The sequence below is a fragment of the Frondihabitans sp. Leaf304 genome (assembly GCF_001423105.1).
Taxonomy (GTDB): Bacteria; Actinomycetota; Actinomycetes; order Actinomycetales; family Microbacteriaceae; genus Frondihabitans.
This window is the reverse complement of the sequence record NZ_LMNV01000002.1, coordinates 152245-177808: the sequence shown is the minus strand read 5'-3', so window position 1 is coordinate 177808 and position 25564 is coordinate 152245. Positions and strand designations below refer to the sequence as shown.

Annotated in this window: 22 protein-coding genes; 7 read left to right on the top strand and 15 right to left on the bottom strand. The window is 65.2% G+C overall.

Features of this window, described 5'->3' with window-relative positions; all coding sequences use genetic code 11:
• Positions 1 to 29: 29 nt before the first annotated feature.
• The gene (gene dhaK / locus ASF54_RS00760) at positions 30 to 1031 is read right to left on the bottom strand and encodes a dihydroxyacetone kinase subunit DhaK (protein ID WP_055957583.1); all 1002 of its coding nucleotides are present in this window, start codon (positions 1029 to 1031) and stop codon (positions 30 to 32) included.
• A gap of 264 nt (positions 1032 to 1295) precedes the next feature.
• Between dhaK and ASF54_RS00755 the strand changes: the two genes are divergently transcribed.
• A complete protein-coding gene (locus tag ASF54_RS00755) occupies positions 1296 to 1970 on the top strand; it encodes an MIP/aquaporin family protein (protein WP_055957580.1) in 675 nt (224 codons plus the stop codon).
• Positions 1971 to 2092: 122 nt separating this feature from the next.
• Positions 2093 to 3610: a glycerol kinase GlpK gene (glpK, locus tag ASF54_RS00750; RefSeq protein ID WP_055957577.1), complete on the top strand. Its 1518-nt coding sequence runs from the start codon at positions 2093 to 2095 to the stop codon at positions 3608 to 3610.
• A gap of 65 nt (positions 3611 to 3675) precedes the next feature.
• On the opposite strand, the gene trpD is transcribed toward glpK, so the two are convergent.
• Positions 3676 to 4728 (bottom strand): anthranilate phosphoribosyltransferase, encoded by a 1053-nt coding sequence (trpD, locus tag ASF54_RS00745; protein ID WP_055957574.1) that lies wholly within the window; start codon positions 4726 to 4728, stop codon positions 3676 to 3678.
• A gap of 101 nt (positions 4729 to 4829) precedes the next feature.
• Here trpD and ctaE point away from each other — a divergent pair, with 101 nt between their 5' ends.
• The 4 genes from ctaE (at position 4830) to qcrB (ending at position 9171) form a co-directional block, all read left to right on the top strand.
• On the top strand, positions 4830 to 5465 hold the full coding sequence (ctaE, locus tag ASF54_RS00740) for an aa3-type cytochrome oxidase subunit III (RefSeq protein WP_084815852.1): 636 nt from the start codon (positions 4830 to 4832) through the stop codon (positions 5463 to 5465).
• 21 nt (positions 5466 to 5486) lie between these two features.
• Positions 5487 to 6341 carry a cytochrome bc1 complex diheme cytochrome c subunit gene (qcrC, locus tag ASF54_RS00735; RefSeq protein ID WP_084815851.1) on the top strand — a complete coding sequence of 285 codons (855 nt, stop codon included), beginning with the start codon at positions 5487 to 5489 and terminating at the stop codon, positions 6339 to 6341.
• 74 nt (positions 6342 to 6415) lie between these two features.
• On the top strand, positions 6416 to 7486 hold the full coding sequence (gene qcrA, locus ASF54_RS00730; protein WP_055961778.1) for a cytochrome bc1 complex Rieske iron-sulfur subunit: 1071 nt from the start codon (positions 6416 to 6418) through the stop codon (positions 7484 to 7486).
• Positions 7483 to 9171, top strand: coding sequence for a cytochrome bc1 complex cytochrome b subunit (qcrB, locus tag ASF54_RS00725; RefSeq protein WP_084815850.1), 1689 nt, complete (start codon positions 7483 to 7485; stop codon positions 9169 to 9171). The genes qcrA and qcrB overlap by 4 nt, the downstream gene beginning before the upstream one ends.
• Positions 9172 to 9795: 624 nt before the next feature.
• On the opposite strand, the gene ASF54_RS16240 is transcribed toward qcrB, so the two are convergent.
• From ASF54_RS16240 to ASF54_RS00700, 6 genes are all read right to left on the bottom strand, one after another.
• Positions 9796 to 9972: a hypothetical protein gene (locus tag ASF54_RS16240; protein WP_157509972.1), complete on the bottom strand. Its 177-nt coding sequence runs from the start codon at positions 9970 to 9972 to the stop codon at positions 9796 to 9798.
• 284 nt (positions 9973 to 10256) lie between these two features.
• Positions 10257 to 10679: a cytochrome c oxidase subunit 4 gene (locus tag ASF54_RS00720; protein ID WP_055957571.1), complete on the bottom strand. Its 423-nt coding sequence runs from the start codon at positions 10677 to 10679 to the stop codon at positions 10257 to 10259.
• Between the two features lie 7 nt (positions 10680 to 10686).
• Positions 10687 to 12432: an aa3-type cytochrome oxidase subunit I gene (ctaD, locus tag ASF54_RS00715; protein WP_055957568.1), complete on the bottom strand. Its 1746-nt coding sequence runs from the start codon at positions 12430 to 12432 to the stop codon at positions 10687 to 10689.
• A 9-nt stretch (positions 12433 to 12441) separates the two neighbouring features.
• Positions 12442 to 13338, bottom strand: a complete 897-nt coding sequence (gene ctaC, locus ASF54_RS00710) for an aa3-type cytochrome oxidase subunit II (RefSeq protein WP_055957565.1) — start codon at positions 13336 to 13338, stop codon at positions 12442 to 12444.
• Positions 13339 to 13589: 251 nt separating this feature from the next.
• Entirely contained in the window at positions 13590 to 13952 is a 363-nt protein-coding gene (gene erpA, locus ASF54_RS00705; protein ID WP_055957562.1) for an iron-sulfur cluster insertion protein ErpA, read from the bottom strand.
• Positions 13953 to 14003: 51 nt separating this feature from the next.
• The gene (locus ASF54_RS00700; RefSeq protein ID WP_055957559.1) at positions 14004 to 15425 is read right to left on the bottom strand and encodes a dipeptidase; all 1422 of its coding nucleotides are present in this window, start codon (positions 15423 to 15425) and stop codon (positions 14004 to 14006) included.
• 44 nt (positions 15426 to 15469) lie between these two features.
• Here ASF54_RS00700 and ASF54_RS00695 point away from each other — a divergent pair, with 44 nt between their 5' ends.
• Positions 15470 to 16063 (top strand): DUF3043 domain-containing protein, encoded by a 594-nt coding sequence (locus ASF54_RS00695; RefSeq protein ID WP_084815849.1) that lies wholly within the window; start codon positions 15470 to 15472, stop codon positions 16061 to 16063.
• 91 nt (positions 16064 to 16154) lie between these two features.
• Here the strand turns inward: ASF54_RS00695 and ASF54_RS00690 are convergent, their stop codons facing one another.
• The 7 genes from ASF54_RS00690 to ASF54_RS00660 form a co-directional block, all read right to left on the bottom strand.
• Complete coding sequence (locus tag ASF54_RS00690) at positions 16155 to 17222, bottom strand: quinone-dependent dihydroorotate dehydrogenase (RefSeq protein ID WP_055957556.1); 1068 nt, start codon at positions 17220 to 17222, stop codon at positions 16155 to 16157.
• Positions 17219 to 17695 (bottom strand): transcriptional regulator NrdR, encoded by a 477-nt coding sequence (gene nrdR, locus ASF54_RS00685; RefSeq protein ID WP_055957553.1) that lies wholly within the window; start codon positions 17693 to 17695, stop codon positions 17219 to 17221. Before nrdR ends, ASF54_RS00690 begins: the two co-directional genes overlap by 4 nt.
• A gap of 287 nt (positions 17696 to 17982) precedes the next feature.
• Positions 17983 to 19293, bottom strand: coding sequence for a histidinol dehydrogenase (gene hisD / locus ASF54_RS00680; protein ID WP_084815848.1), 1311 nt, complete (start codon positions 19291 to 19293; stop codon positions 17983 to 17985).
• 232 nt (positions 19294 to 19525) lie between these two features.
• Positions 19526 to 23095: a DNA polymerase III subunit alpha gene (gene dnaE, locus ASF54_RS00675; RefSeq protein ID WP_084815847.1), complete on the bottom strand. Its 3570-nt coding sequence runs from the start codon at positions 23093 to 23095 to the stop codon at positions 19526 to 19528.
• 17 nt (positions 23096 to 23112) lie between these two features.
• A complete protein-coding gene (locus ASF54_RS00670) occupies positions 23113 to 24036 on the bottom strand; it encodes an RluA family pseudouridine synthase (RefSeq protein WP_055957549.1) in 924 nt (307 codons plus the stop codon).
• A complete protein-coding gene (gene lspA / locus ASF54_RS00665; RefSeq protein ID WP_235480897.1) occupies positions 24033 to 24677 on the bottom strand; it encodes a signal peptidase II in 645 nt (214 codons plus the stop codon). The genes ASF54_RS00670 and lspA overlap by 4 nt, the downstream gene beginning before the upstream one ends.
• A complete protein-coding gene (locus ASF54_RS00660; RefSeq protein ID WP_055961764.1) occupies positions 24664 to 25503 on the bottom strand; it encodes a DivIVA domain-containing protein in 840 nt (279 codons plus the stop codon). The genes lspA and ASF54_RS00660 overlap by 14 nt, the downstream gene beginning before the upstream one ends.
• Between the last annotated feature and the right edge of the window lie 61 nt (positions 25504 to 25564).

The window sequence follows — 25564 nt, the reverse complement described above, 5'->3', positions numbered from 1 at the left end:
TCGACTGACAGACCGAAGGATCCGACTGCTCAGCGACCCCACCGGAGGGCGGCGGTCTCGACAGGGGCGTCCCACAGCTCGGTCAACTCGTCGTCGAGTTTCGTGACGGTGATGGAGATGCCCTGCATCTCGAGGCTCGTCACGTAGTTGCCTACGAGGCTACGCGTGACTTCGATGCCTCTCTCGGCGAGCACGGAGGCGGCGTGGCGATAGACGATGTAGTGCTCGAGCAGCGGAGTACCGCCCATGCCGTTGACGAAGAGCAGCACACGGTCACCCGATTCGAAGGGCAGGTCGTCCAGGATCGGCCCTAGCATTCGATCGACGATCGCGTCGGCGGGCTCCAAGGCGATGCGCTCGCGGCCGGGCTCGCCGTGGATCCCGATGCCGATCTCGATCTCGTCGTCGCTCAGGGTGAAGCTCGGCTCCCCCGCGTGCGGCACGATGCCGGCTGCCAGGGCCACACCCATCGTGCGGGTCACCGAGTTCACCTTCGTTGCCACGGCAGCTACGGCATCGAGGTCGTCGCCCCGTTCCGCCGCGGCTCCGGCGCACTTCTCCACGACGACGGTGCCGGCGACGCCGCGCCGCCCAGCCGTGAACAGGCTGTCTTTGACGGCGACGTCGTCGTCAACGATCACCGAGACGACGCGGATTCCCTCGGCGTCGGCGAGATCGGCGGCGGTCTCGAAGTTCAAGACGTCGCCCGTGTAGTTCTTCACGATGTGGAGCACGCCCGCGCCGCCGTCTGAGGCGATCGTGGCGGCCACGATGGGGTCGGGCGTGGGCGAGGTGAATACCGGACCGGGCACGGCGGCGGTGAGCATTCCGTGGCCGACGAAGCCCGCGTGAAGCGGTTCATGGCCGGAGCCTCCACCGGAGACGATGCCGACGTGCCCCTGCGTCGCGCCCCCCGCACGGACGACGAACAGAGGATCCGGCGAGACCGTCACCAGGTCGGCGTGCGCCAGCCCGAATCCCTCGACGGATTCGTCGACGACGTTCTTCGGATCGTTGATGAGCTTCTTCATTGAAGGCCTCCAGGCTGCGGGCGACACGCCGTGACGTGCGCCACGACAGGGGGTGTTGCCCCACCGTAGCCTTCTTCTAACGGACACAGCCAGACACGAAACAAAGTCCGAGGGTGTTTGTATCGGAATGCCTCGGTACAGCGCTACTGTGTTGACACACGCTCACCGCAGAGCACCCAGCAGGGGAGTTTCTGCCTAGACGACATAAGGACGGTCGAAGTGGATCTGGGAACAATTTTTCTCTCCGAAACGGTGGGAACCGCAATGCTCCTGCTCCTGGGTGGTGGCGTCGTCGCGAACGTCGCTCTCGTCAAGAGCAAGGGCTTCAACGGCGGAACGCTCATGGTCAACTTCGGCTGGGGCCTCGCGGTCTTCGCCGGAATCCTGGTGTCGTACAAGTCGGGTGCCCACCTCAACCCGGCCGTCAGCATCGCGCAGCTCATCCTCAAGAACATCGATTTCCCGCAGTTCTTGATCTACGTGCTCGCGCAGATGATCGGAGCGATCATCGGTGCCGTTCTGGTCTACCTGGCGTACAAGAACCACTTCGATGAGGAGCCCGAACCGGCTGCCAAGCTCGGTGTGTTCTCGACCGGCCCGGCGATCCGCAGCTACGGCTGGAACTTCGTGACCGAGGTCATCGCGACCTTCGTGCTCGTCTTCGTCATCATCGGTATCGGCAACGGCAAGTCGCCTTCCGAACTCGGCGCCCTCCCTGTCGCACTGCTCGTGGTCGGTATCGGCGCCTCCCTCGGTGGCCCGACCGGCTATGCGATCAACCCCGCGCGTGACCTCGGCCCGCGTATCGCCCACGCCTTCCTTCCCATCAAGGGCAAGGGTGGCAGCGACTGGAGCTACGCCTGGGTTCCCGTCGTCGGCCCGCTCGTCGGTGGTGCTCTCGCCGCTTTCGCGTCGATGGCCTTCCTCCCCATGGCCTGACACGGGCCTCACAGACTAAGGACGGGTGATTTCGCGAGAGTGAGGTCACCCGTTCTTTTCGCCTCGACCTTTCTCCATCAGCTTTCTCTGCAGCATCCATCAACGACGAAGGAGCACCACTAGTGAGCGACGACTACATCCTCGCAATTGACCAGGGCACCACCTCGAGCCGCGCGATCGTCTTCGATCACTCGGGCTCGATCGTGTCGACGGGTCAACTCGAGCACGAACAGATCTTCCCCCGCGCCGGCTGGGTCGAGCACAACCCCAAAGAGATCTGGGAGAACACCCGCGAGGTGATCGGCCAGGCACTCAGCCGTGCCAACATCACGCGGCACAACATCAAGGCCGTCGGCATCACCAACCAGCGCGAGACCGCTGTTGTCTGGGATAAGAACACCGGCGAGCCCGTGTACAACGCGATCGTCTGGCAAGACACCCGCACGCAAGAGATCGTGGATCGATTTGCGAAAGACGGCGGGGTCGAGCGTTTCAAAGACATCGTCGGTCTCCCCCTCAGCACCTACTTCGCCGGCACGAAGATCGTCTGGATCCTCGAGAACGTCGAGGGTGCCCGCGAGAAGGCGGAGGCGGGCGACCTTCTCTTCGGCACGACAGACACCTGGGTGCTCTGGAACCTCACCGGCGGAGTCGACGGCGGCGTGCACGTGACCGACGTGACGAACGCCTCCCGCACCCTGTTCCTCGACCTCGAGACCCTCGAGTGGCGCCAAGACATCCTCGACGTCTTCGGCGTCCCGGCCTCCATGCTCCCCGAGGTCAAGTCGTCGTCCGAGATCTACGGCTATGCCTCCTCGTCCTCGCTCCTGCGCGAAGTGCCTATCGCGGGCATCCTCGGCGACCAGCAGGCCGCCACGTTCGGCCAGGCCGCGTTCGACAAGGGTGAGTCGAAGAACACCTACGGCACCGGTAACTTCCTGATCTTCAACACCGGTGAGGAGAAGGTCAAGAGTGAAAACGGCCTGCTCACGACCATCGGATACAAGCTCGGCGACGGCCCGACCCACTACGCCCTCGAGGGGTCGATCGCCGTGACAGGCTCCCTCGTGCAGTGGCTGCGCGACAACCTGGGGCTGATCTCGTCGGCTCCCGAGATCGAGACGCTGGCCGCAACCGTCGACGACAACGGCGGGGCCTACTTCGTACCGGCCTTCTCGGGGCTCTTCGCTCCGTACTGGCGCTCCGACGCCCGCGGAGCCCTAGTCGGCCTGACGCGGTACGTGAACAAGGGTCACATCGCCCGCGCGGCACTCGAAGCGACCGCCTACCAGACCCGCGAGGTGCTCGACGCGGTCAACGCCGACTCGGGCGTCGACCTGACCGAGCTCAAGGTCGACGGCGGCATGACCGCGAACAGCGTTCTCATGCAGTTCCAGGCCGACATCCTCGGCGTTCCCGTCGTCCGCCCGGTGGTCGCCGAGACCACCGCGCTCGGAGCCGCCTACGCCGCTGGCCTCGCCGTCGGGTTCTGGGCGAACCTCGACGACCTCCGCGCCAACTGGCAGGAAGACGCCCGCTGGACCCCGTCGATGGACGAGGCCGAACGCGACCGTCAGATCCGACTCTGGAAGAAGGCGGTAACGAAGACCTTCGACTGGGTAGACGAAGACGTCAACTAGCGCTGACCCGAGAGACACGGAGAAAGCCCCGTCAGGATCCACCTGGCGGGGCTTTCTGCCTGCGGTCACGCCCGCGTGGCGGCCACCCACTCCGCGAGCTTCGCGGTCGCACGCCCACTGTCGACGGCGTCGGCGGCGACCACGAGCTGCTCGCGGAAGCGTTCGGCGATGGGTCGATCGCGCTGGGCTGGATCCTGGGCCAGTCGGAACGAGACCAGACCGGCCGCCGCGTTCAAAAGCACGATGTCGCGAACCGCGCCCCGCTCCCCCGCCAGCGTTCGACGGGCCACCTCGGCGTTGTGCTCGGGGTCTCCGCCGAGAAGGTCGTCGATCCGGGAGCGCCGGATTCCGAGCTCGAGCGGGTCGAGGTCGTGCTCGGTCACCGAGCCGCCCGAGATCTCCCAGATGTGGCTGTGGCCGGTAGTGGTGAGCTCGTCGAGACCATCATCGCCGCGGAACACCAGGGCCGTGGCGCCGCGAGTCTGGAACACACCGACCACGAGGTTGACCTTGGAGGCATTGGCCACACCGACCGCACTGGCCTCGGGCCGTGCCGGGTTCGTCAGCGGACCGAGAAAGTTGAACACGGTTGGCACGCCGATCTCGCGACGAGTGGCGGCCGCGTGCTTGAAGCCCGGGTGGAACGCCGCGGCGAACGCGAAGGTGATTCCGACCTCGACCAATACCGCGGCGACACGCGCGGGGTCACGATCGAGATCGATTCCGAGAGCGCTCAAGACGTCAGACGACCCCGATGAGGAGCTCGCGGCCCGGTTGCCGTGCTTGATCACCGGAACACCGGCTGAGGCGACGACGATCGAGGCCATAGTGGAGACGTTCACCGTGCCGAAGCGATCTCCGCCGGTACCCACGATGTCGACACCCATGGTGTCGACGGCGAGGGGCAATGCGTGCGCCAGAATCGCGTCACGGAAGCCCACGATCTCGTCGACCGTCTCGCCCTTGGCACGCAGGGCGATGAGGAACGCGGCGAGCTGCGAGTCGGTCGCCTCGCCCACCATCACGCGCTCCATCGCCCAGGTGGCATCGGCGATCGAGAGGTCGTTCCCCTCCAGGAGGGAATCGAGAAGACGGGGCCACGAGAGTGCGTTCGACATGGCTCTCAGCTTACTGAGCGGCTTCTTTCAGATATCTCGTCATCGAGACTGGCAGTCTGTCGAGGCGAAATTCTCGGCGGTTTATCGGCCATAATGAACCTGTGACAAGTACCTCTCTCTCGAGACCTTCAGGCGGACCGGTTGTCAACCGGCCCAGCACCGCTGCCGTAGGCACCATCGTCTGGCTCGGAAGCGAGGTGATGTTCTTCGCCGGTCTCTTCGCGATCTACTTCACCTTGCGGAGCACCTCTCCCGAGCTCTGGGCCTCCCAGACCGAGAAGCTGGACGTCCCGTTCGCCGCCTTCAACACCATCACCCTGGTGCTGTCGAGCGTCACCTGCCAGTTCGGTGTCTTCGCGGCCGAGCGCCTCCAGGGCAAGCGGACCGGCAAGCTCTTCCAGGTCTCCAAGTGGGGCCTCGTCGAGTGGTTCTTCCTGTCGTATGCCATGGGCGCCGTCTTCGTGTCTCTCCAGATGTACGAATACACGAACCTCATTTCCGAGCACGTGACGCTGCAGTCGAGCGCCTACGGCTCCGCCTTCTACCTGACGACCGGCTTCCACGCCGCACACGTCACCGGGGGTCTGCTCTGCTTCCTCTTCATCATCGGTCGCGCCTACGCGGTGAAGAACTTCGGTCACCGAGAGGCCACGAGCGCCATCGTGATCTCGTACTACTGGCACTTCGTCGACGTCGTGTGGATCGGCCTGTTCCTGGTCATCTACATCCTCAAATAGGCATTGGATCCCCTGCTCCCCATGAAGATCTCTCCCTCAGCAAAGCTCGCTTCGTCAGCGACAAAGGGCGCCCGCAAATCGGTCGGCGCCAAGTCGAAGCGAACGGGTCGCCGGTCTCCCCTCGCGACCGTCTCGCTCATCGTCGTGGGCCTCCTCACCACGGGTGGCGCTTACGCGCTGTTCACGTCGACCGCCACCGCCGAGACCAGCACCTCCAGCAACTCGCAGGCCACGGTCAACGAGGGTAAGAAGCTCTTCGCTGCGAACTGCGCCACCTGCCACAACGTCAATGGTTCCGGCACCGAGGCCGGACCGAGCCTCGTCGGCGTCGGCGAGGCGTCGGTCGACTTCCAGGTCGGAACAGGCCGCATGCCCGCGGCGGCGAATGGCCCGCAGGCGCTGAAGAAGCCCGTGCAGTTCACAAACGAAGACATCCAGGCGATGGCCGCTTACGTTGCTTCGCTCGGCACGGGTCCGTCCGAGCCTGAGACGAAGTACCTCCAGGCCAACGGCGACACCGCCAAGGGTGCCGAGCTCTTCCGCATCAACTGCGCCATGTGCCACAACGTGGCCGGCGCCGGTGGAGCGCTCACGCAGGGCAAGTTCGCACCGGCACTCAAGGGCGTCACCTCGAAGCACATCTACGAGGCAATGCTCACGGGCCCGCAGAACATGCCGGTGTTCAACGACCTGAACATCACTCCGCAGGAGAAGGCCGACATCATCACCTACCTGAAGTACCTCGAGAAGAACCCTTCTCCCGGTGGATTCGAGTTGGGCAACCTCGGTCCGGTCTCTGAGGGTCTGTTCATCTGGATCTTCGGTCTCGGCGCCATCGTGGCCATCACCGTGTGGCTGACGGCCCGCTCGAACTAGCAGCATCATCCCCGGGCTCCCTAGGCCCAGAGTCAACGATTTATAGAGTGAAGAGCTCACCGAAAGGCAGCACCATGGCAGATCACGACGACGAGACCCCCCAGGCGGGCTCGGCTGTCGAGAAGAGCGAGCCGCTGAAGGTTTCCGCCGGCACGGCGGTCATCCCGACGGATCCCTTCGAGAACCCGGGTGAGCCCGCGCACCACCTCCGCGTCACCGACATCGACCCGGTCGAAGAAAAGAAGGCGGCCCGCCAGGTCTCCACTCTGTTCTTCGCCTCGATCGTATTTAGCTGCCTCGCGGTGGCCGCCTACATCGCGTTCCCGATCACCCCGGGCGACACCGGCTCGATCCGGCTGAACAACCTGTTCCTCGGTCTCGGTATCGCTCTCGGCCTCCTGGCCATCGGCATCGGTGCCGTGCACTGGTCGAAGACCATCATGCCGGCGCGCGAAATCACCGAGATGCGCCACGGCACCCGTGGCTCCGACGCAACTCGCGCCAAAGCAGCCGAAGTGTTCGAACTCGGCAACAAAGAGTCCGGTTTCGGCCGACGCAGCCTGATCCGCAACAGCCTCTTCGGTGCGCTCTTCGCCTTCATCCTTCCTGGCGTGGTCATTTTCCGTGACCTCGGCCCGAAGGTCGACCCCAATGTCGTCCTGCGGCATACACTCTGGAAAAAGGGCATGCACCTCACCCTTGACCCTTCCGGCACGCGCATCAAGGCTGCCGATGTGACCCTCGGTTCGGCATTCCACGTGATTCCGGAAAGCCTGCTCGAATCCGAAGATCTGCTCGAAGAGAAAGCCAAAGCCGCCGTCCTCGTCATGCGGCTCAACCCCGACGACCTCAATGAGCCCGAGGGCCGTGAAAACTGGCAGTACAACGGAATCGTTGCCTACTCCAAGATCTGCACTCACGTCGGATGCCCGGTCGCGCTGTACGAACAGCAGACCCACCACCTGCTCTGCCCCTGCCACCAGTCGACGTTCGACGTCACCGACAACTGCAAGGTCATCTTCGGCCCGGCCTCTCGGCCGCTCCCGCAGCTGCCCATCACGGTCGACGCCGAAGGCTACCTCGTGGCTCAGAGCGATTTCCACGAGCCCGTAGGCCCGAGTTTCTGGGAGCGTGACCGCGCATGATCACCACCACCACAACCACCGAATCGCAGCCCACCAGCTACGCCGAACAGGGTAACGCCCCGGTTCGACCGGCCAAGGGCATGAAGTTCATGGGTGCCGCCGCCAACTACGTCGACGAGCGGACCAGCATCTCCGGACTCGTCAAAGAGGTTGGTCGCAAGATCTTCCCCGACCACTGGTCGTTCATGCTCGGCGAGGTCGCGCTCTACAGCTTCGTCGTCATCCTGCTCTCCGGTACGTTCCTGACCTTCTTCTTCCAGCCGTCCATGGCCGAGGTCACCTACAACGGCTCGTACGTGCCGCTGAAGGGAATCGACATGTCGGCGGCGATGCAGTCGGCGCTGAACATCTCGTTCGACATCCGCGGTGGTCTCCTGTTCCGTCAGATCCACCACTGGGCGGCCTTGCTCTTCATTGCGGCCATCGGCCTGCACATGCTGCGCATCTACTTCACCGGTGCGTTCCGCAAGCCCCGCGAGATCAACTGGTTCATCGGCTTCGTCCTGTTCATCCTGGCTCTCGCCGAGGGCTTCACCGGCTACTCGCTCCCCGACGACCTGCTGTCCGGCAACGGTCTGCGGATCATCGACGGAATGGTCAAGGGCATCCCCGTCATCGGCGTCTGGATCAGCTACCTCCTCTTCGGCGGAGAGTTCCCAGGCACCGCCGTGGTCAGCCGCCTCTACTCGTTGCACATCATGTTGCTGCCGGCTCTTCTGATCGCCATGCTCGGCGCTCACCTGCTCCTGCTCATCATCAACAAGCACACGCAGTTCGCTGGCCCAGGCAAGACGAACAACAACGTCGTCGGCGTTCCGGTCATGCCCGTCTTCGCTGCGAAGGCCGGTGGGTTCTTCTTCATCGTCTTCGGTGTCATCGTGCTGATCGCCTCGCTGTTCACGATCAACCCGATCTGGAACTACGGCCCGTACGACCCCTCGCCCGTCTCCGCCGGTACCCAGCCTGACTGGTACATCGGATTCGCCGACGGTGCTCTGCGTCTCGCACCGCCCCACTGGGAAGTCGTCTGGGGCGGATACACCGTCTCGTTCAACATCCTCGTGCCGATCGTCGTGCTGATGGGTCTGCTCGCCACCGTTGCCTTCTATCCGTTCATCGAGGGTTGGGTCACCGGCGACAAGCGTGAGCACCACATCCTGGATCGCCCGCGTAACGCTCCCACCCGTACGGCTATCGGTGCCGCTCTCATGACGCTGTACGCAGCGCTCTGGGCTGCAGCTTCCTCCGACCTCATGGCAACTCACTTCAAGTTGTCGCTGAACCAGGTCATCCACGTCATGCAGTTCTTGACGGTGATCGGTCCGTTCATCGCCTTCTGGATCACGAAGCGGGTCTGCCTCGCCCTGCAGAAGAAGGATCGCGAGATCGTTCTTCACGGTCACGAGTCGGGTCGAATCGTCCGCCTCCCCGGCGGCGAATACATCGAGGTCCACGAGCCGCTCACCGATTACGAGCGCTGGAACCTGGTCAGCTACAACGAGTACGAGCCGCTCATGGTTCGACCGAATGCGCGTGGTGTCGTGACTCCGATCGAGCGCATCCGTGCATCGGTGTCGGGCTTCTTCTTCGAAGATCGCATCTCGCCCGTCACCAAGGCCGAGATCGAGGCCGCACATCACGACTCGCACGCCGAGATCGATGGCGGCCCCGGCGGCAAGCACTAGCAGCTCCGCTCCCCCGAAACCCGCTCGCACCTCCGGTGCGGGCGGGTTTCGTCGTGCTGTAGGGCGATGGTCGATGGTTCGGGCAGGCCCGTTTCGGGCGCAGGACGCGCTGCTCCGCATCCGGGGGCCGTGGGCGGTCGCTCTCCTAGTCGCGTTTCGCGGGTCTAGTCGCGGTATGTCGCGACTAAACGTGCGATACGCGACTACGAGGCACACCGCCGCACCGCCACACCCCCACACCGTCGCGAATGACACCCGACGCCATCGTCGATTTCAGGGGGTCCAACGTGAGGTCCTGCTGAGGCCGCCAGCCCGGGGCGACCCGCATTGCGTGCCCTGGAGGGCGGTCGAACGCGGCGGGCGCCGCCGGCGGACAGATTGCACCCACCGCATCCCGTGGTCGAGCTGCGGCCCGGGTCGATCGAGCCTCGGCTAACCGAATCACGCGTGGCTAACCGTAAGAACAGTTAGTCGTGCGTGAAACGGTTCGTGACGTACCGCGAGCCCCATGTGTCTCGTCAAAGTCGGGAAACGCGACCCCCTCGTGATCACGCAGGCGATGACGGGACCGCTACAGCAATGACGGGCTCCGCTGAGCCGGAAGCGGACCCGAACTCGAGCTCCCTAGGCCGCTGCAGCGAACACCTCGTCAACGGAGACCCAGCGGGCGGCGCGAGATGCTCGGCGTTCGCCCGCCAGCGCAGAACGGCCCCAGGGGACCGCAGGATCCGGCAGACGCCGCCAGGCCCGTCGCAGCCGGCCCGGGAGCGTCTGCCGGATCCTGCGGTCTTTCGTGCTCACACGCCGCCTCTAGCTCACTCCGTGTTCGCAGCCCGGCTCACCATCCGTTCGGACGGGCCCACGTCGGCTAGTCGCCTCGCGGGCACCCACCGGCGCGGAGGTTCGGCAGCCGTGGCGCAGGAGCCTCCACAGCCGTCGCAGTCACCCTCTACCGCCATCCACGTCCTCTGGGCGGCTCGGCCGGTTAGGTGCGGCTCCGAGGCGCCCAGCAACCCGTGCGTACACGAAAGCGGGGCACCACCCGAGGGTGGTGCCCCGCTTAGCGCGAGACGCGGTAGTGGTGCTTAGTGCTTGTAGACGCCGCGGTAGTTCTCGTAGACCCAGCCGACGAGAGCAATCGCTGTGAGGGCGACACCGAAGAAGATCAACCAGATTCCGACTGCGAGCGACAGGAAGACGATCGTGCAACCGGCGGCCAGGAAGATGGGCCACCAGCTGAACGGGTTGAAGAACCCGATCTCGGGGTCGCCATCGTCGATGTTCGCGTCGAGGCGGTCTTCGGGCAGTTCACCCGACTGGGCGAAGTGCGACCGGTTCATGTAGTAGCCGAGGAACACCGACATGATGCCGGCCAGGCCGATACCGAGGGTTCCCGTCCACTCCACCTTCTGGAATTCAGTCGACAGGAGACTCCAGACGGTGTAGCCGGCGTCGGCCACGAAGAAGAAGACCGCGAGGATCCAGAAGATGTTCGATTGGGCTCTCATTGCCGGACTACTTTACTTTCTCGTCGGAAGCGTCGTACGTGGGGGCGTCAGGGGCGTCTTTCAACGGACCCACACCGACGGGGAGACCCGCTTCGGGGTGGTTCAGATCGAAGGCCGGAGACTCCGAACGGATGCGCGGGATCGACGTGAAGTTGTGACGCGGCGGCGGGCACGACGTGGCCCACTCGAGCGATCGCGAGTAACCCCAGGGGTCGTTCACGGCCACCTTCGGAGCAACCCGAGCGGTGATGTAGACGTTGTAGATGAATGGCAGCATCGAGACGCCGAGGAGCATGGCACCCACCGTCGAGAGCTGGTTCATCCACTCGAAGCCGTCTTCGGGCTGATACGTCGCGTACCGACGCGGCATACCCATCACGCCAAGCCAGTGCTGGATCAGGAACGTGGTGTGGAACCCGACGAACAGGAGCCAGAAGTGGATCTTGCCGAGACGCTCGTTGAGCATCTTGCCCGTCCACTTCGGCCACCAGAAGTAGAAGCCGGCGAACATGGCGAAGACGACCGTACCGAACACCACGTAGTGGAAGTGCGCCACCACGAAGTAGGAGTCGGACACGTGGAAGTCGAGAGGAGGCGATGCCAAGATCACACCGGTCAGACCACCGAACGTGAAGGTGATCAGGAACCCGATCGCCCAGAGCATGGGGGTCTCGAACGTGATCGAGCCGCGCCACATGGTGCCGACCCAGTTGAAGATCTTCACGCCGGTCGGTACCGCGATGAGCATTGTCATCAGCGAGAAGAACGGCAGGAGCACGGAACCCGTGACGTACATGTGGTGTGCCCACACGGTCACCGACAGAGCAGCGATCGCGATGGTGGCGTAGATGAGGGTCTTGTACCCGAAGATCGGCTTGCGGCTGAAGACGGGGAAGATCTCGGAGACGATGCCGAAGAACGGCAGCGCGATGATGTAGACCTCGGGGTGGCCGAAGAACCAGAAGAGGTGCTGCCAGAGGATGGCACCGCCGTTGGCGGGGTTGAAGACGTTGGCATCGAAGACTCGGTCGAAACCGAGACCGAAGAGCGCCGCCGCGAGAACCGGGAAGGCCATGATGACGAGGATCGACGTGACGAGGGTGTTCCACACGAAGATGGGCATGCGGAACATCGTCATGCCCGGGGCGCGCATGGTGATGATCGTCGTGATGAAGTTAACGCCACCGAGGATCGTCGAGAACCCGGTCAGGGCGAGGCCGAAGACCCAGAGGTTTCCGCCGAGCCCCGGAGTGAAGGTCGTGTCGGAGAGCGGCGCATAGGCGAACCAGCCGAATGATGCCGCACCCGCCGGGGTGAGGAACCCGGCGATGACCACGATGGCACCGAAGAAGTACAGCCAGAACGCGAAGCCGTTCAGTCGCGGGAACGCGACGTCGGGTGCACCGATCTGCAGCGGCATGATCGCGTTCGCGAAGCCGGAGAAGAGTGGAGTGGCGAACAGCAGCAACATGATCGTGCCGTGCATGGTGAAGAGCTGGTTGTACTGCTCTTTGGTCTGCAAGATGTCGACACCGGGCGCGAAGAGCTGCGCTCGGATGACGAGCGCCATCACTCCCCCGATGAGGAAGTAGACGAACGAGGTGATCAGGTACATGTACCCGAGGACCTTGTGGTCGGTGGAGGTGATCCACCTGACGACGACGTTGCCCTTACGGCCGACGCGCGTCGTGTTGAAGTTCTGCTGTGACGATTGACCGCCGGTCGCAGGACGGGTTGCAGTGGCTGAGCTCATCGAATGGCCTTACTTGCTCGAGGTGCTGTCGGTGCCTGCGGCGACCGGGGCCTTGTTGTCGGGTTCGTTGGTGTTGGTGTTGTACTGGTCGCCCAGGTCACCCACGTTGCCCTCGGTACGGAGCGTGTCGAGATAAGCCTGGTAGTCGGCCTTCGACTCGACCTTCACGTTGAAGAGCATGAGCGAGTGGTACTCACCGCACAGCTCCGCGCACTTACCCGTGAAGGTGCCCTCTTTGAGAGGGGTGAAGTATTCGTAGTTCGTCTTGCCCGGGATCATGTCTTTCTTGTAGAGAAAGTCGACGACCCAGAACGAGTGGATGACGTCGCGAGACTTGAGTTCGATCTTGATCGTCTCGCCGACGGGGAGGTGCAGTGTCGGCAGCTTGGACTCGTCGACGTTGCCGTCGCCGAGCTCCTGCGCCTGGATGCCCTGGTAGTAGACACTGTTCGCCTTGTTGGCGGTGTCCATGTAGTTGAAGTCCCATGCCCAACGCTTGCCGTAGACCGTGATGGTCTGGTCGGGGTTGGCCGTCGGCTTCTCGATGTCGGCCTGGTCACGGGCCGTGAAGAAGAAGAAGCCGAGCACGAGGAACAGCGGCACGATCGTGTAGAAGATCTCGATCGGCATGTTGTAGCGCAGCTGGACGGGCAGGCCCGTGTCGGCCTTCCGGCGTCGGTACACGACGACTGCCCAGATGATCAGCGCCCAGGTGATGAGACCCACGCCGAGGAGGACGATCCAGGAGGTGACCCAGAGACCGATGGTGGCGTTGACGTGGTTAGTCGTGCCGCGCTCCGTCGGGAGCCATCCCATCATCTGCTGCTCGGTGCAGCCCGACAGGGCAAGGATCGAGACTGCAGCCACGGGAATGGCTGCGAGTCGGAGACGACGTTTTGAGCGCACTGTTACCTCTCGGATGACTCAACTGTGGGGCGCGCCCCATTTCGTCACCGGGCCCAAGGGCTCACAGTAAGAAACGGAACATGCTTAGCCTACTCGCAGGCTGGGGGTGCTTCCGCCGCTCGCTCCCGCGGTTCGCTCGATGTGGAGACGAAAAAACGAAGGGGAACCATTCGTCTGAATGGTTCCCTTTCGTTCACTGTGAGCGAAGTGCGCGAAGCCTTCACGCGGGCGACTTGGCCGCCTGGTAACCCCTAGTGGAAGGAGTCGCCACACGCGCAGGAACCCTGCGCATTGGGGTTGTCGATCGTGAAGCCCTGCTTCTCGATGGTGTCTTCGAAGTCGATGGAAGCGCCATCGAGGTAGGGGACGCTCATCTTGTCGACGACGACCTCAACACCCTCGAAGTCGACCGTGGCGTCGTTTTCGAGCAGACGCTCATCGAAGTAGAGCTGGTAGATGAGCCCTGAGCAACCACCGGGCTGGACGGCGACGCGCAGACGAAGATCGTCGCGACCCTCTTGCGTGAGGAGGTTCTTGACCTTGGTCGCGGCAGCATCGGTGAGGCCGATGCCGTGGGCCTTGGTGTCGACGGAAGTGGTGAGTGTGTCGGTCATAAGTGCCTCCTTCGAGAGCGGAATGTGCACGAGTGCACGACTGAGTTGATTCTAATCCTCGATGGTTCGGCCGTCGAGCCTCGCGAGCAGGAGAGCCTCGCTGAGAATCGACCGGTGGAACACGCCCAGGTGCTGAGATTCGTTCGGGCTGTGAGCGCGGGTGTCGGGATCTTCCACACCGGTGACCAGGATCTGCGCTTCGGGGAACACCTCGGCGAGATCGGCGATGAACGGAATCGATCCGCCGGCTCCGACCTGGAGCGGTGCTGCACCCCAGCCCTCCTCGAGAGCCTGCAGGCCCTCGGCCACTCCCCAGCCGGACGTGTCGACGAGGAACGCGTTGCCGCGGTCGACGTCGTCGATCTCGACGTGCGCACCGAAGGGAGCGTGCGCGCGCAGGTGCGCTTCGAGAGCGTCGAACGCCGCAGCCGCCGTCTGCCCGGGGGCGACCCGGGCGCTGATCTTGACCGACACCTCGGGGCTGAGGGTGTTGGAGGCGTTGAGAACGCTGGGCGCATCGATGCCGGTGACCGTGATCGAGGGCTTTGACCAGAGACGGCTGAGGATGTGGCCGGTGCCGATCGGCGAGACGCCCTCGAGAAGGCCGGTCTCTTCGCGGAGCTGGGATTCGGGATAGTCGGGGTAGTCGCCCTCACGAGAGGTAAGACCGGCGACTGCGACGGATCCTTCGTCGTCGTGCAGCGTGGCCAGGAGCTTGATCATGGCGAGCATGCCGTCGGGGACCGCTCCCCCGTTCATGCCGGAGTGCGAAGCATGCGACAGCGTCGACACGGTCAGCTTGAACGTGACGTTGCCGCGGAGCCCGACGGTGAGCCCGGGGACGGTCGTCGAGGGGTTGTCGGCGTCCGCGACGATGATCAGGTCGGCCGCGAGTTCGTCGCGGTGCTGCGCGAGGAAGTTCGTGAACGAGCGGGAGCCGAACTCCTCTTCGCCCTCGATGAAGACGACGACGCCGACGTTGAGGTCGTCGCCGAGTACCTCGTGGACGGCACGGAGAGCCGCGACGTGCGTCATGACGCCCGCCTTGTCGTCGGAGGCGCCCCGCCCGTACAGCCGATCGCCGCGGACCGTGGGTTCGAACGGCGGGGTCTCCCACAGCTCAGCCCGCCCTTCGGGCTGGACATCGTGGTGGGCGTACAGGAGCACGGTGGGCCGGCCGTTGCGGGCGGCTCGCGTCGCGAGGACCGCGGGGTGACCGAGCACGTCGCCCTCGATCGGCGCACGGCTCGTCTTCACGCTGTCGAACAGTCCTGTCGACTCGACGAGCGCGGCGACGGCCTGCGAGCTCGCCACGACGTTCTCGGGATCGAAGCTGTCCCACGAGACGCTCGGGATCTTCACGAGCGATGACAGATCGGCGATGGAAGACGGAAGAGCCGCGTGGACGCTCTCTCGCAGCTTCCCTGCGAGTTCGGCGTCGGTCGGCTCGATGGGGTAGGAGGTCTCGGTCATGACAGGTAATCTTAGGTACTCCGACGAACTTGCAAGGATCACTCGTGGCCAAGGCACCCATCATCTCCCCAGACAACTCGGCGTCGAAGACGACATCCGAGTTCACCACCGCGGCCGACTCTCCGGTCGGCAAGGGTCGACCGACTCCCAGCCGCAAAGAGCGTGAGGCCGCCAACCGTCGACCTCTCGTCCCTGTGGGCAAAGAGGCCCGCAAAGAGCAGCGCGGACGCGTCGCCGAACAGCGCAACCGGGCTCGCATCGGGCTCGCGAACGGCGAAGAGAAGTTCCTGCCCGCCCGCGACAAGGGCGAACAGCGCAAGTACGTCCGCGACTACATCGACGCTCGCTGGAGCGTCGGCGAGGCCATGATCCCGATCATGGTGATCGTGATCCTCCTCAGCCTGATCCCCGCCGCATCGGCGTTCACGCTATTCGCCCTCTGGGGTTTCTTCGTCTTCGCGATCATCGACTGCCTCCTCGTCGGCCAGCGCATCCGCTCCAAGCTGGCCGCCGCTCACGGCGGTGCCGACAAGGTCGAGGCCGGCCTCCGCTGGTACGCCGCGATGCGCGCGCTGCAGATGAAGCCGATGCGCCTGCCGAAGCCGCAGGTCAAGCGGGGCGAGTTCCCGACGGCGTAGGGCCGCGCGGGCTTTCACAGGGCCAGAAACGAAGGATCCGGGGGCACGTGCCCCCGGATCCTTCGTTTTTGGCCCTGTAAGCGCACCGCCCCTACTTGCTGCGGTTCCGCCTCAGTTCGCGCAGCCCGCGGTTGATCTGCCTCGCCCAGAGCGGCCCGCGATAGAGGAATGCCGTGTAGCCCTGCACCAGGGTCGCTCCGGCGTCGATTCGCTCTTGGACATCGGCGGCCGTCTCGACCCCTCCGACGCTGATCACGCAGAGGTCGCTCGGCACGCTGGCGCGAATAGCTCGCAGCACGGCGAGGGAGCGGGCCGCGAGCGGTGCTCCCGACAGGCCGCCGGCCCCCGCCTTCGCGATCACCGAGGGGTCGCTCGACAGCCCCTCGCGGGACAGCGTCGTGTTCGTGGCGATGATTCCGGCCAGGCCCAGTTCGACGACCAACTCGGAGACGCGGCGCACGGCATCGTCTTCGAGATCGGGAGCGATCTTGACCAGCACGGGCGTGGTGCCCGCCGCATCGCGGACCGCGGTGAGGAGGGGCGACAGCTTGTCGAGCTCTTGCAGGCCGCGGAGCCCGGGGGTGTTGGGCGACGACACGTTGACGGCCAGGTAGTCGGCCAGGGGTGCGAGGAGGCGCGTTGATACGAGATAGTCGTCGACGGCGTCATCGACCTCGACCACGCGGCTCTTGCCGATGTTGACACCGATCACCGGGCGATTGCGCAGGTGTCGGGCGCGACCGACCTCGCCGGCGGCCTTGACGGCGCCGCCGTTGTTAAAGCCCATGCGGTTGATGACCGCCCGGTCGTCGACGAGCCGGAACAGGCGCGGACGGTCGTTGCCCGGCTGCGGCTTGGCCGTGATGGTGCCGACCTCGACGTGACCGAACCCCAGAACTCCGAGACCGGAGATGCCCTTGGCGTCTTTGTCGAAACCGGCAGCGACGCCGAACGGCGAGGAGAAGGTGAGCCCAAGCGTCTCGACGCGCAGTGACCGGTGGGGCCCGGTCGAACGCCGCACGAGAGACGCCACCACGGGGCTCACGGGAAGGAGCTTGATGAAGCGGAATGCGAAGTGGTGGGCGTTCTCAGGATCCATTCGCACAAAGACCGTACGGAAGATCAGGTCGTAGAGGCCCTTGCGGTCGTGCTCGCTCATTCGTCGCCCGATGCCGTGGTCGCGGTGGCGTGATCTTCGCGAAGGGTGCGGATGGACGCCTCGAAGTCGTCGAGCGAATCGAAGGCCTGATACACGCTGGCAAAACGCAGGTAGGCGACCTCGTCGAGCTCTCGTAACGGCGGAAGAATGGCCAGGCCGACCTCGTTCGCGTCGATCTGCGAGGCACCACTCGCGCGGACCGCCTCTTCGACCTTCTGAGCCAGCTGAGCAAGGTCGCCGTCTGTCACGGGTCGCCCCTGGCACGCCTTACGCACACCCGAGATGATCTTCTCGCGGCTGAACGGCTCGAGCACCCCGTTGCGCTTGATCACGGAGAGGCTCGCGGTCTCGGTCGTGGTGAAGCGACGACCGCAGTTCGGGCACTGCCTCCGACGGCGGATCGACGTGCCGTCGTCGCTCGTGCGGGAGTCGACGACTCGGGAATCGGGGTGACGGCAGAAGGGGCAGAACATGATGCTCAAGCTTATGGGTGCGACGCGTGTCGCGGAGCCGGACCTCGACAAGCTCTGCCACCCGGCACTGCGACACGCGCCGCGCCGGAGCTTATGGGTGCGACGCGTGTCACCGCGCCGGACCTCGACAAGCTCGGCCACCCGGCACTGCGACACGCACCGCGCCGGAGCTTATGGGTGCGACGCGTGTCGCGGAGCCGGACCCTCCGCCTACCGAATCGGGCCAACAGGGTCGAAACGGGCCGAGAACGACCGGGAATGTCGTGTGACGGTACGCCTGCCCGACACTAGGGCCGCTGCAGCCGAGCCGACACGGCCTCGCCGTGCGCCGGCAGCCGCTCTGCCCTCGACAGTGCCACCAGGCGTTCGGCCACGGCAGCCAGGGGCTCCGCCTCGTAGCGCACGATCTGCTGCGGCCGGAGGAACGTGTATGCCCCGAGCCCGGACGAGAAGCGCGCCTGCCCGCCGGTCGGAAGCACGTGGTTCGACCCGGCGAGATAGTCGCCGAGGCTTACCGGGGTCTGCGAGCCGACGAAGATCGCCCCGGCGTCATCGATCAGCGCCAGCACCGCATCGTCGTCGGCGGTCTGGATCTCGAGGTGTTCGGGGCCGTAGGCGTTGCTGAACGCCGCCGCGACGGGGAGATCGTCGACCACGACGACCGCTGACTGCGGGCCCGTCAACGCGGTACGGACTCTCTCGGCACTCGCGGTGAGCGGCGCCAGACGCGCGACCTCGGCCACGACGCGCTCTCCGAGGTCGGCCGAGTCGGTGACGAGCACGGCGGATGCCTGTTCGTCGTGCTCGGCCTGGCTGATGAGGTCGACGGCCACGAGGGTCGCGTCGGCGGAGGCGTCGGCGATGACGAGGATCTCGGTGGCTCCTGCCTCCGAGTCGATCCCGACGGCTCCTCGCACGAGGCGCTTGGCCGCCGCGACGAAGTTGTTGCCGGGCCCGGTGATGACCTGCACCGGAAGCAGATCTGCGTCGTCGACCCCGTACGCCAAAGCGCCGATCGCACCGGCACCGCCCATGGCGTAGACCTCGGTGATGCCGAGCAGGCCTGCGGCTCCGAGGATCGTGGGGTGCACGGATCCTTCGAATTCGGCCTGCGGCGGGGAGGCGAGCGCGATGGAGCGAACGCCCGCCACCTGGGCGGGAACGACATTCATGATGACGCTCGACGGGTAGACGGCCTTGCCGCCCGGCACGTACACGCCCGCCCGGGCCATCGGCTGCCAGCGCTGCACGATCGTGGCACCCGGAGCGGGGTGCGTCGTCTGCTCGGCCGGCACCTGTGCCGCGCTGGACGCCGTCACCCGAGCGATCGACTCGACCAGAGCTTCGCGGACGAGCGGGTCGAGTGAGGCGACAGCCTTGTCGATGTCGGCCTGGGGCACGCGGAGCGCCGGGGGCCGGACCCGATCGAATCGCTCGGCCTGGTCGAGCAGGGCTGAGACGCCTTGCTGACGGACGTCGGCGATGAGGGCTGCAGCGGCCTCGGTCGCATCGTTCACGTCGCCGACCGCACGCGGGACGAGGGCCAGCAACTGGCTCGGGCTGAGGGTCTGACCGCGGAGGTCGGTGGTCGTCATCATGGCCGCTCAAGCCTATCGGCGCGGGCCGGGAGAGGCCCGCGAGGTGGCTCGATATCCGCAATCGGGCCAGGATGCCCGGCGATGAGGCCATCTCGCGCAACTATTCGACAAGCTCACGACCCGAAGGACCCTGCGGCTCGTTGCTCTCACCGACGCCGAGATCGCATTCCTGGTCGGGGTCACCCGACCACGACTGCGATCTCGACGCCGCGATGGGCCTCGAGCAGGCAGGTCAGAGCAGGCAGCTCGGCCCGAGCAGGCTCTTGAGCTCGCCGTAGAGGTCGGCCGTGATGTCGACCGGCAGCGGGATCTCGAACGTGCGGGCGTTGTCGCCCTTGAGGAGGCGCAGTCGCACTTCGGTGGCACCCGAGTGACGACCGAGAACGGCGCCCAGCTCGGTGACGACGTCGGTCGTGGCACGGAACTCGGGCATGCTCAGCACGAGCGGCCCGTTGCTGGCCGCAACGCCGAGATCGGGCAGGAACATGCTGACGGCGTGGAGGTTCTTGCCGTCGTCGCGGACGCTGACCCGGCCCTTGAGCACGATGACCGAGTCGCCGACGAGAGTCGGACCGAACTCCTGGTAGGTCTTGCCCAGGAACATGACGCTGATCTCACCGCCGAAGTCTTCGATGGTGATGATTCCGTAGGGGTTGCCGGAGTTGCGGGCGACCCGGTGCTGGACGCTCGTGACGAGACCGGCGACCGTGACCTGTTCGCCGTCGATGGAGTCGTCAGCGGCCGAGATGGTCGTGATCGTCGTGGACGCGTGCTTGGCCAATTGGAGTTCGAGACCGGCCAGAGGATGGTCGGAGACGTAGAGACCGAGCATGTCGCGCTCGAAGGCAAGTTTGTCGCGCTTCGGCCACTCGGGGCGGGGCGGCACCTGCTGCACCTGAGCCGGTTCGTCCCACAGCGAGTCGAAGTCGAAACCGACCTGGCCATTGGCCTCGGCCCGCTTCTCGCTGACCGCCGCCTCGACGGCGCCCTCGTGGATCTCGACCAGAGCCCGGCGGGTATCGCCCATCGTGTCGAATGCCCCGGCCTTGACCAGCGACTCGACCGTGCGCTTGTTGGCCACCGGGATCGGCACCTTGCGCAGGAAGTCATGGAAGGAGGTGAACGGCTCTTTGCTCTCGCGGGCAGCGATGATGTGGTCGACGACGTTGAAGCCGACGTTGCGGATCGCGCCCATGCCGAACCGGATGTCTTCGCCGACAGCGGCGAAGAAGCCGATCGACTCGTTGACGTCGGGCGGGAGCACCTTGATGCCCATGCGACGGCACTCGTTGAGATAGAGACCGAGTTTGTCGCGCGAGTCGCCGACGCTCGTGAGCAGCGCCGCCATGTATTCGGCCGGATAGTGCGCCTTCAAATAGGCGGTCCAGTATGAGACGACACCGTAGGCCGCCGAGTGCGCCTTGTTGAAGGCGTAGTCGGAGAACGGGAGCAGGATGTCCCAGATCTTCTGGACGGCGTCGGCCGAATAGCCGTTGTCGATCATGCCCTGCTGGAAGCCGGCGAACTGCTTGTCGAGCTCGGACTTCTTCTTCTTGCCCATCGCGCGACGGAGGATGTCGGCTTGACCGAGCGAGAAGCCGGCGAGCTTCTGGGCCACGCTCATGACCTGCTCCTGATAGATGATCAGGCCGTAGGTGCCGCCGAGTACCTCCCGCAGGGGCTCTTCGAGCTCGGGATGGATGGCCGTGATCTCTTGCAGGCCGTTCTTGCGGAGCGCGTAGTTGGTGTGCGAGTTGGCGCCCATGGGGCCCGGCCGGTACAGGGCGATGACGGCCGAGATGTCTTCGAAGTTGTCAGGCTTCATCAGCCGCAGAAGACCACGCATGGGGCCGCCGTCGAGCTGGAAGACACCGAGCGTGTCGCCGGAAGAGAGCAGTTCGTAGGCGCCCTGGTCGTCGAGTTCGAGGTCTTCGAGCACGAGGTCGATGTCGCGGTTCGACTTGATGTTGTCGAGGGCGTCGTTGATGATCGTGAGGTTGCGGAGCCCCAGGAAGTCCATCTTGATCAGACCGAGTGATTCGGCCGCCGGGTAGTCGAACTGCGTGACGATCTGGCCGTCTTGCTCGCGCTTCATGATCGGGATGATGTCGATGAGCGGGTCGCTCGACATGATCACGCCGGCGGCGTGCACACCCCACTGACGCTTCAGGCCCTCAAGGCCGAGGGCGGTGTCGAAGACCGTCTTGGCCTCCGGGTCGCCCTCGACGACCGCGCGGATGTCACCCGCCTCTTTGTAACGACCGTGGTCGCGGTCGAAGATACCGGTGAGCGGGATGTCTTTGCCCATAATCGCGGGCGGCATTGCCTTGGTGAGCTTCTCGCCCATGCCGAACGGAAAGCCCAGCACTCGAGACGAGTCTTTCAGCGCCTGCTTGGCCTTGATCGTGCCGTAGGTCACGATCTGAGCGACCCGCTCAGAGCCGTATTTGTCGGTGACGTAGTTGATGACCTCGGTGCGCCGGCGGTCGTCGAAGTCGACGTCGAAGTCGGGCATCGAGACGCGGTCGGGGTTGAGGAACCGCTCGAAGATGAGGCCGTGGCGGATCGGGTCGAGGTCGGTGATGCGCATGGCGTAGGCGGCCATCGAACCGGCCCCCGAGCCGCGGCCCGGCCCGACTCGGATGCCGTTGTCTTTCGACCAGTTGATGAAGTCGGCGACGACGAGGAAGTACCCGGGGAAGCCCATCTGAGCGATGACGCCGACCTCGTAGTCGGCGCGCTCCCGCACCGCCTGCGAGATGCCGTCGGGGTACCGGTATTCGAGGCCCTTCTCGACCTCTTTCTTGAACCAGGTCTCTTCGGTCTCACCCTCGGGCACCGGGAACCGCGGCATGTAGTTCGCCTCGGTGTCGAACTTGACCTCGCAGCGCTCGGCAATGAGCAGCGTGTTGTCGCAGGCCTCGGGGTGGTCGCGGAACAGGTGCCGCATCTGGGCGGCCGTCTTGAGGTAGAACTCGTCGGCGTCGAACTTGAACCGGTTCGGGTCGGTCAGCGTCGAGCCGGACTGCACGCAGAGCAGGGCCGCGTGGCTCGTGGAGTCGTGGGCGTGCGTGTAGTGGAGGTCGTTCGTCGCCACCAGGGGGATGTCGAGCTGCTTGGCGAGCTTGAGCAGGTCGTCCATGATGCGACGTTCGATACCCAGACCGTGATCCATGATCTCGGCGAAGTAATTCTCTTTGCCGAAGATGTCGCGGAAGTCGGCGGCCGCCTTGATCGCCTCGTCGTACTGACCGAGGCGAAGGCGAGTCTGCACCTCGCCGCTCGGGCAGCCGGTAGTCGCGATGAGGCCCTTCGCGTGCTCGGACAGAATCTCGCGATCCATACGGGGCTTGAAGTAGTAACCCTCGAGAGACGCCCTCGACGACAGGCGGAAGAGGTTGTGCATGCCCTCGGTCGACTCGGAGAGCAGCGTCATGTGGGTGTACGACCCGGCGCCCGAGACGTCGTCTCGCCCGCCGTCGCCCCACTTGACGCGCGTTTTGTCGCCGCGCGCCGTGCCCGGCGTGATGTAGGCCTCGGTGCCGATGATCGGTTTGATACCGGCCGCCGTGGCGGTCTTGTAGAAGTCGAATGCGCCGAACATGTTGCCGTGGTCGGTGACGGCCACCGCAGGCATGCCCTGCTTGACGGCCTCTTCGATCAGGGGCCCGACACGAGCTGCGCCGTCGAGCATGGAGTATTCGCTGTGGACGTGCAGATGCACGAAGGAATCGGCGCTCGACGGCAAGTCTTCTCCTGATGGTTGCTGCGGTTGAACAAGCCTAACCGCGGCCGCCGACATCGATCGGCGTGTCGGCGTCAGGCGTTGCGAAGCACCTCAAGTGCGTGTTGAAGGTCGGCCGGATACTCCGAGGTGAACGACACCCACTCGCCCGTCGCCGGATGGGCGAAGCCGAGCTGGACCGCATGCAACCACTGCCGGGTGAGGCCGAGCTTGGTCGACAGGGTCGGATCGGCGCCGTACAGCGCGTCGCCGACGCAGGGGTGCCGCTGAGCCGCCATGTGCACGCGGATCTGGTGGGTTCGGCCCGTCTCGAGGTGGACCTCGAGAAGCGACGCGGCCGGGAACGCCTCGACGGTCTCGTAGTGCGTCACCGACGGCTTGCCGTCGACGACGACCGCGAACTTCCACGACGACGAGGGATGCCGACCGAGAGGTGCGTCGATCGTGCCCTTCAGCGGGTCGGGGTGCCCCTGGACGACGGCGTTGTAGATCTTCTCGACGGTGCGCTCGCGGAACGCCTGTTTGAGAACGGTGTAAGCGTGCTCCGACTTGGCAACGACCATGAGCCCGGAGGTGCCGACGTCGAGCCGATGCACGATACCCGCGCGCTCTGCAGCACCGCTCGTCGAGATCCGGAAACCTGCTGCGGCAAGCCCGCCGAGCACCGTCGGGCCGGTCCAGCCCATGGCAGGGTGGGCGGCGACACCGACCGGCTTGTCTACGACGACAAAATCGTCGTCGTCGTAGACGATGCCCATACCGGGCACCTCGACGGCCTGAACCGTCGGGCCCTCTTTCGGAGTCCAGGTCACTTCTAACCAGGATCCGGCCTCCAGCCGATCGGACTTGCCGACCTCGCGCTGGTCGACCGTGACTCCCCCGGACGACGCGACCTCGGCCGCGAACGTGCGGCTGAAGCCGAGCAGCTTGGCGAGGGCCGCATCGACGCGCTCGCCGGCCAGGCCGTCGGGCACGGGCAGCGAACGGGTTTCACTCACGAGGCATCCCGTCCGGTGGCAGCTGACGGGGTGGCCGACGGGTCGGTGGTCGAGGAGACGGCCGCTGGATCCTTGGCGTCACTGCCGTCGTTGTCGATGGTGTTCGGCTCGTCGCCCTTGCGGGGCGCCCGCTTTCCGTCGAGACCGACACCCAGAAGCGTCAGCAGAATCAGGAGCCCCATGCTCGTCACGATGAACGTATCGGCGATGTTGAAGATGGCGGGCAGGATCCACGGGAGGTAGATGAAGTCGACGACGTGGCCGACTCCGAAGCCCGGCTCGCGGAACAGGCGGTCGGTGAGGTTGCCAAGGGTTCCGCCGAGAAGCATGCCGAGCATCAGTGCCCAGCGCAGCGAGCGGATGCGGCGCGAGAAGACCACGATCGCGACCACGACGGCGGCGGCAGCAATCGAGAAGATCCAGGTGGAGCCGGTGGCCAAGGAGAAAGCTGCGCCGGGGTTCTTGACGAAGTGGAATCGAAGGACCGGGCCCAGAACGTCGACGTCTTGGCCGAGCGTCAGGTTCGACACGACGAGGAACTTGGTGCCCTGGTCGAGCACGTAGACGATGACAGCGACAAAGGCCAGTGCCAGCAAGATGCGGGCACTGGCCTTCGTGGCTGTCGTGTTAGTTGGAGCCAAAACCCTGGAAGCTGGCGGGTGCAGACGACTGCGCCGCGACGGGCTCGGGGTTGTTGTCGCCGTCGAGCTCGCGGAGCTGACCCTCGATGTAGCTCTTCAGCTTCTGGCGGTAGTCGCGCTCGAAGTTGCGGAGTTCGTCGATGCGGTGCTCGAGGCCGATGCGCTCGTTGTCGAGACGCTCGACCTGGGCGCGCTGCTCGTTTTCGATCTTCTCCTGGCGGGCACGGAACTCGACGTCGAACTGATCGGCCTTGGCCTTCTGCTCGTTGTCGAGCTGAGCGACGCGGGCGCGGTGCTCGTTCTCGAACTGCTCGACCTGGGCCTTCTGTGCGGCCTCGGCCTCGGAGACGATGCGCGCGGCCGTTGCATGGCCCTCGGCGATGAGAGAGTCGCGCTTTTCGATGCCCTCACGGACGTGCTCTTCGTGCAGACGACGAGCGAGCTGGAGGAGGTTGTTGGTGCTCGTGGTCTCGTCGTCGGTCGGCGCCGCGTAGGCGGGCGCTGCCGACACCGCGGCGGGCGCGGGGGCCGGCTCGGGCTCGGGAGCGGCGGCGACCGGCTCGGGGGTGGGCTCCGGCTCCGGCTCGGGAGCGGGCTCTGCCGGGGCCGCTGCCACGGGGGCTGCGGCGGACTTCGACTGGAGCTCTTCGACCTGCGAGTCGCTCGAGGCGAGGCGCTGGCGGAGCTCGTCGTTCTCCTGACCAAGTCGGCGGAGTTCGACGACGACCTCGTCGAGGAAGTCGTCTACCTCGTCTTGGTCGTAGCCCTCACGGAACTTCGTCGGCTGGAACCGCTTGTTGACTACGTCTTCAGGCGTCAAAGCCATTGCCGTCACCTCGTGAATCTTCTGGAACATGGTCTGGGATGATGCCCTCCCCCGATTCTGC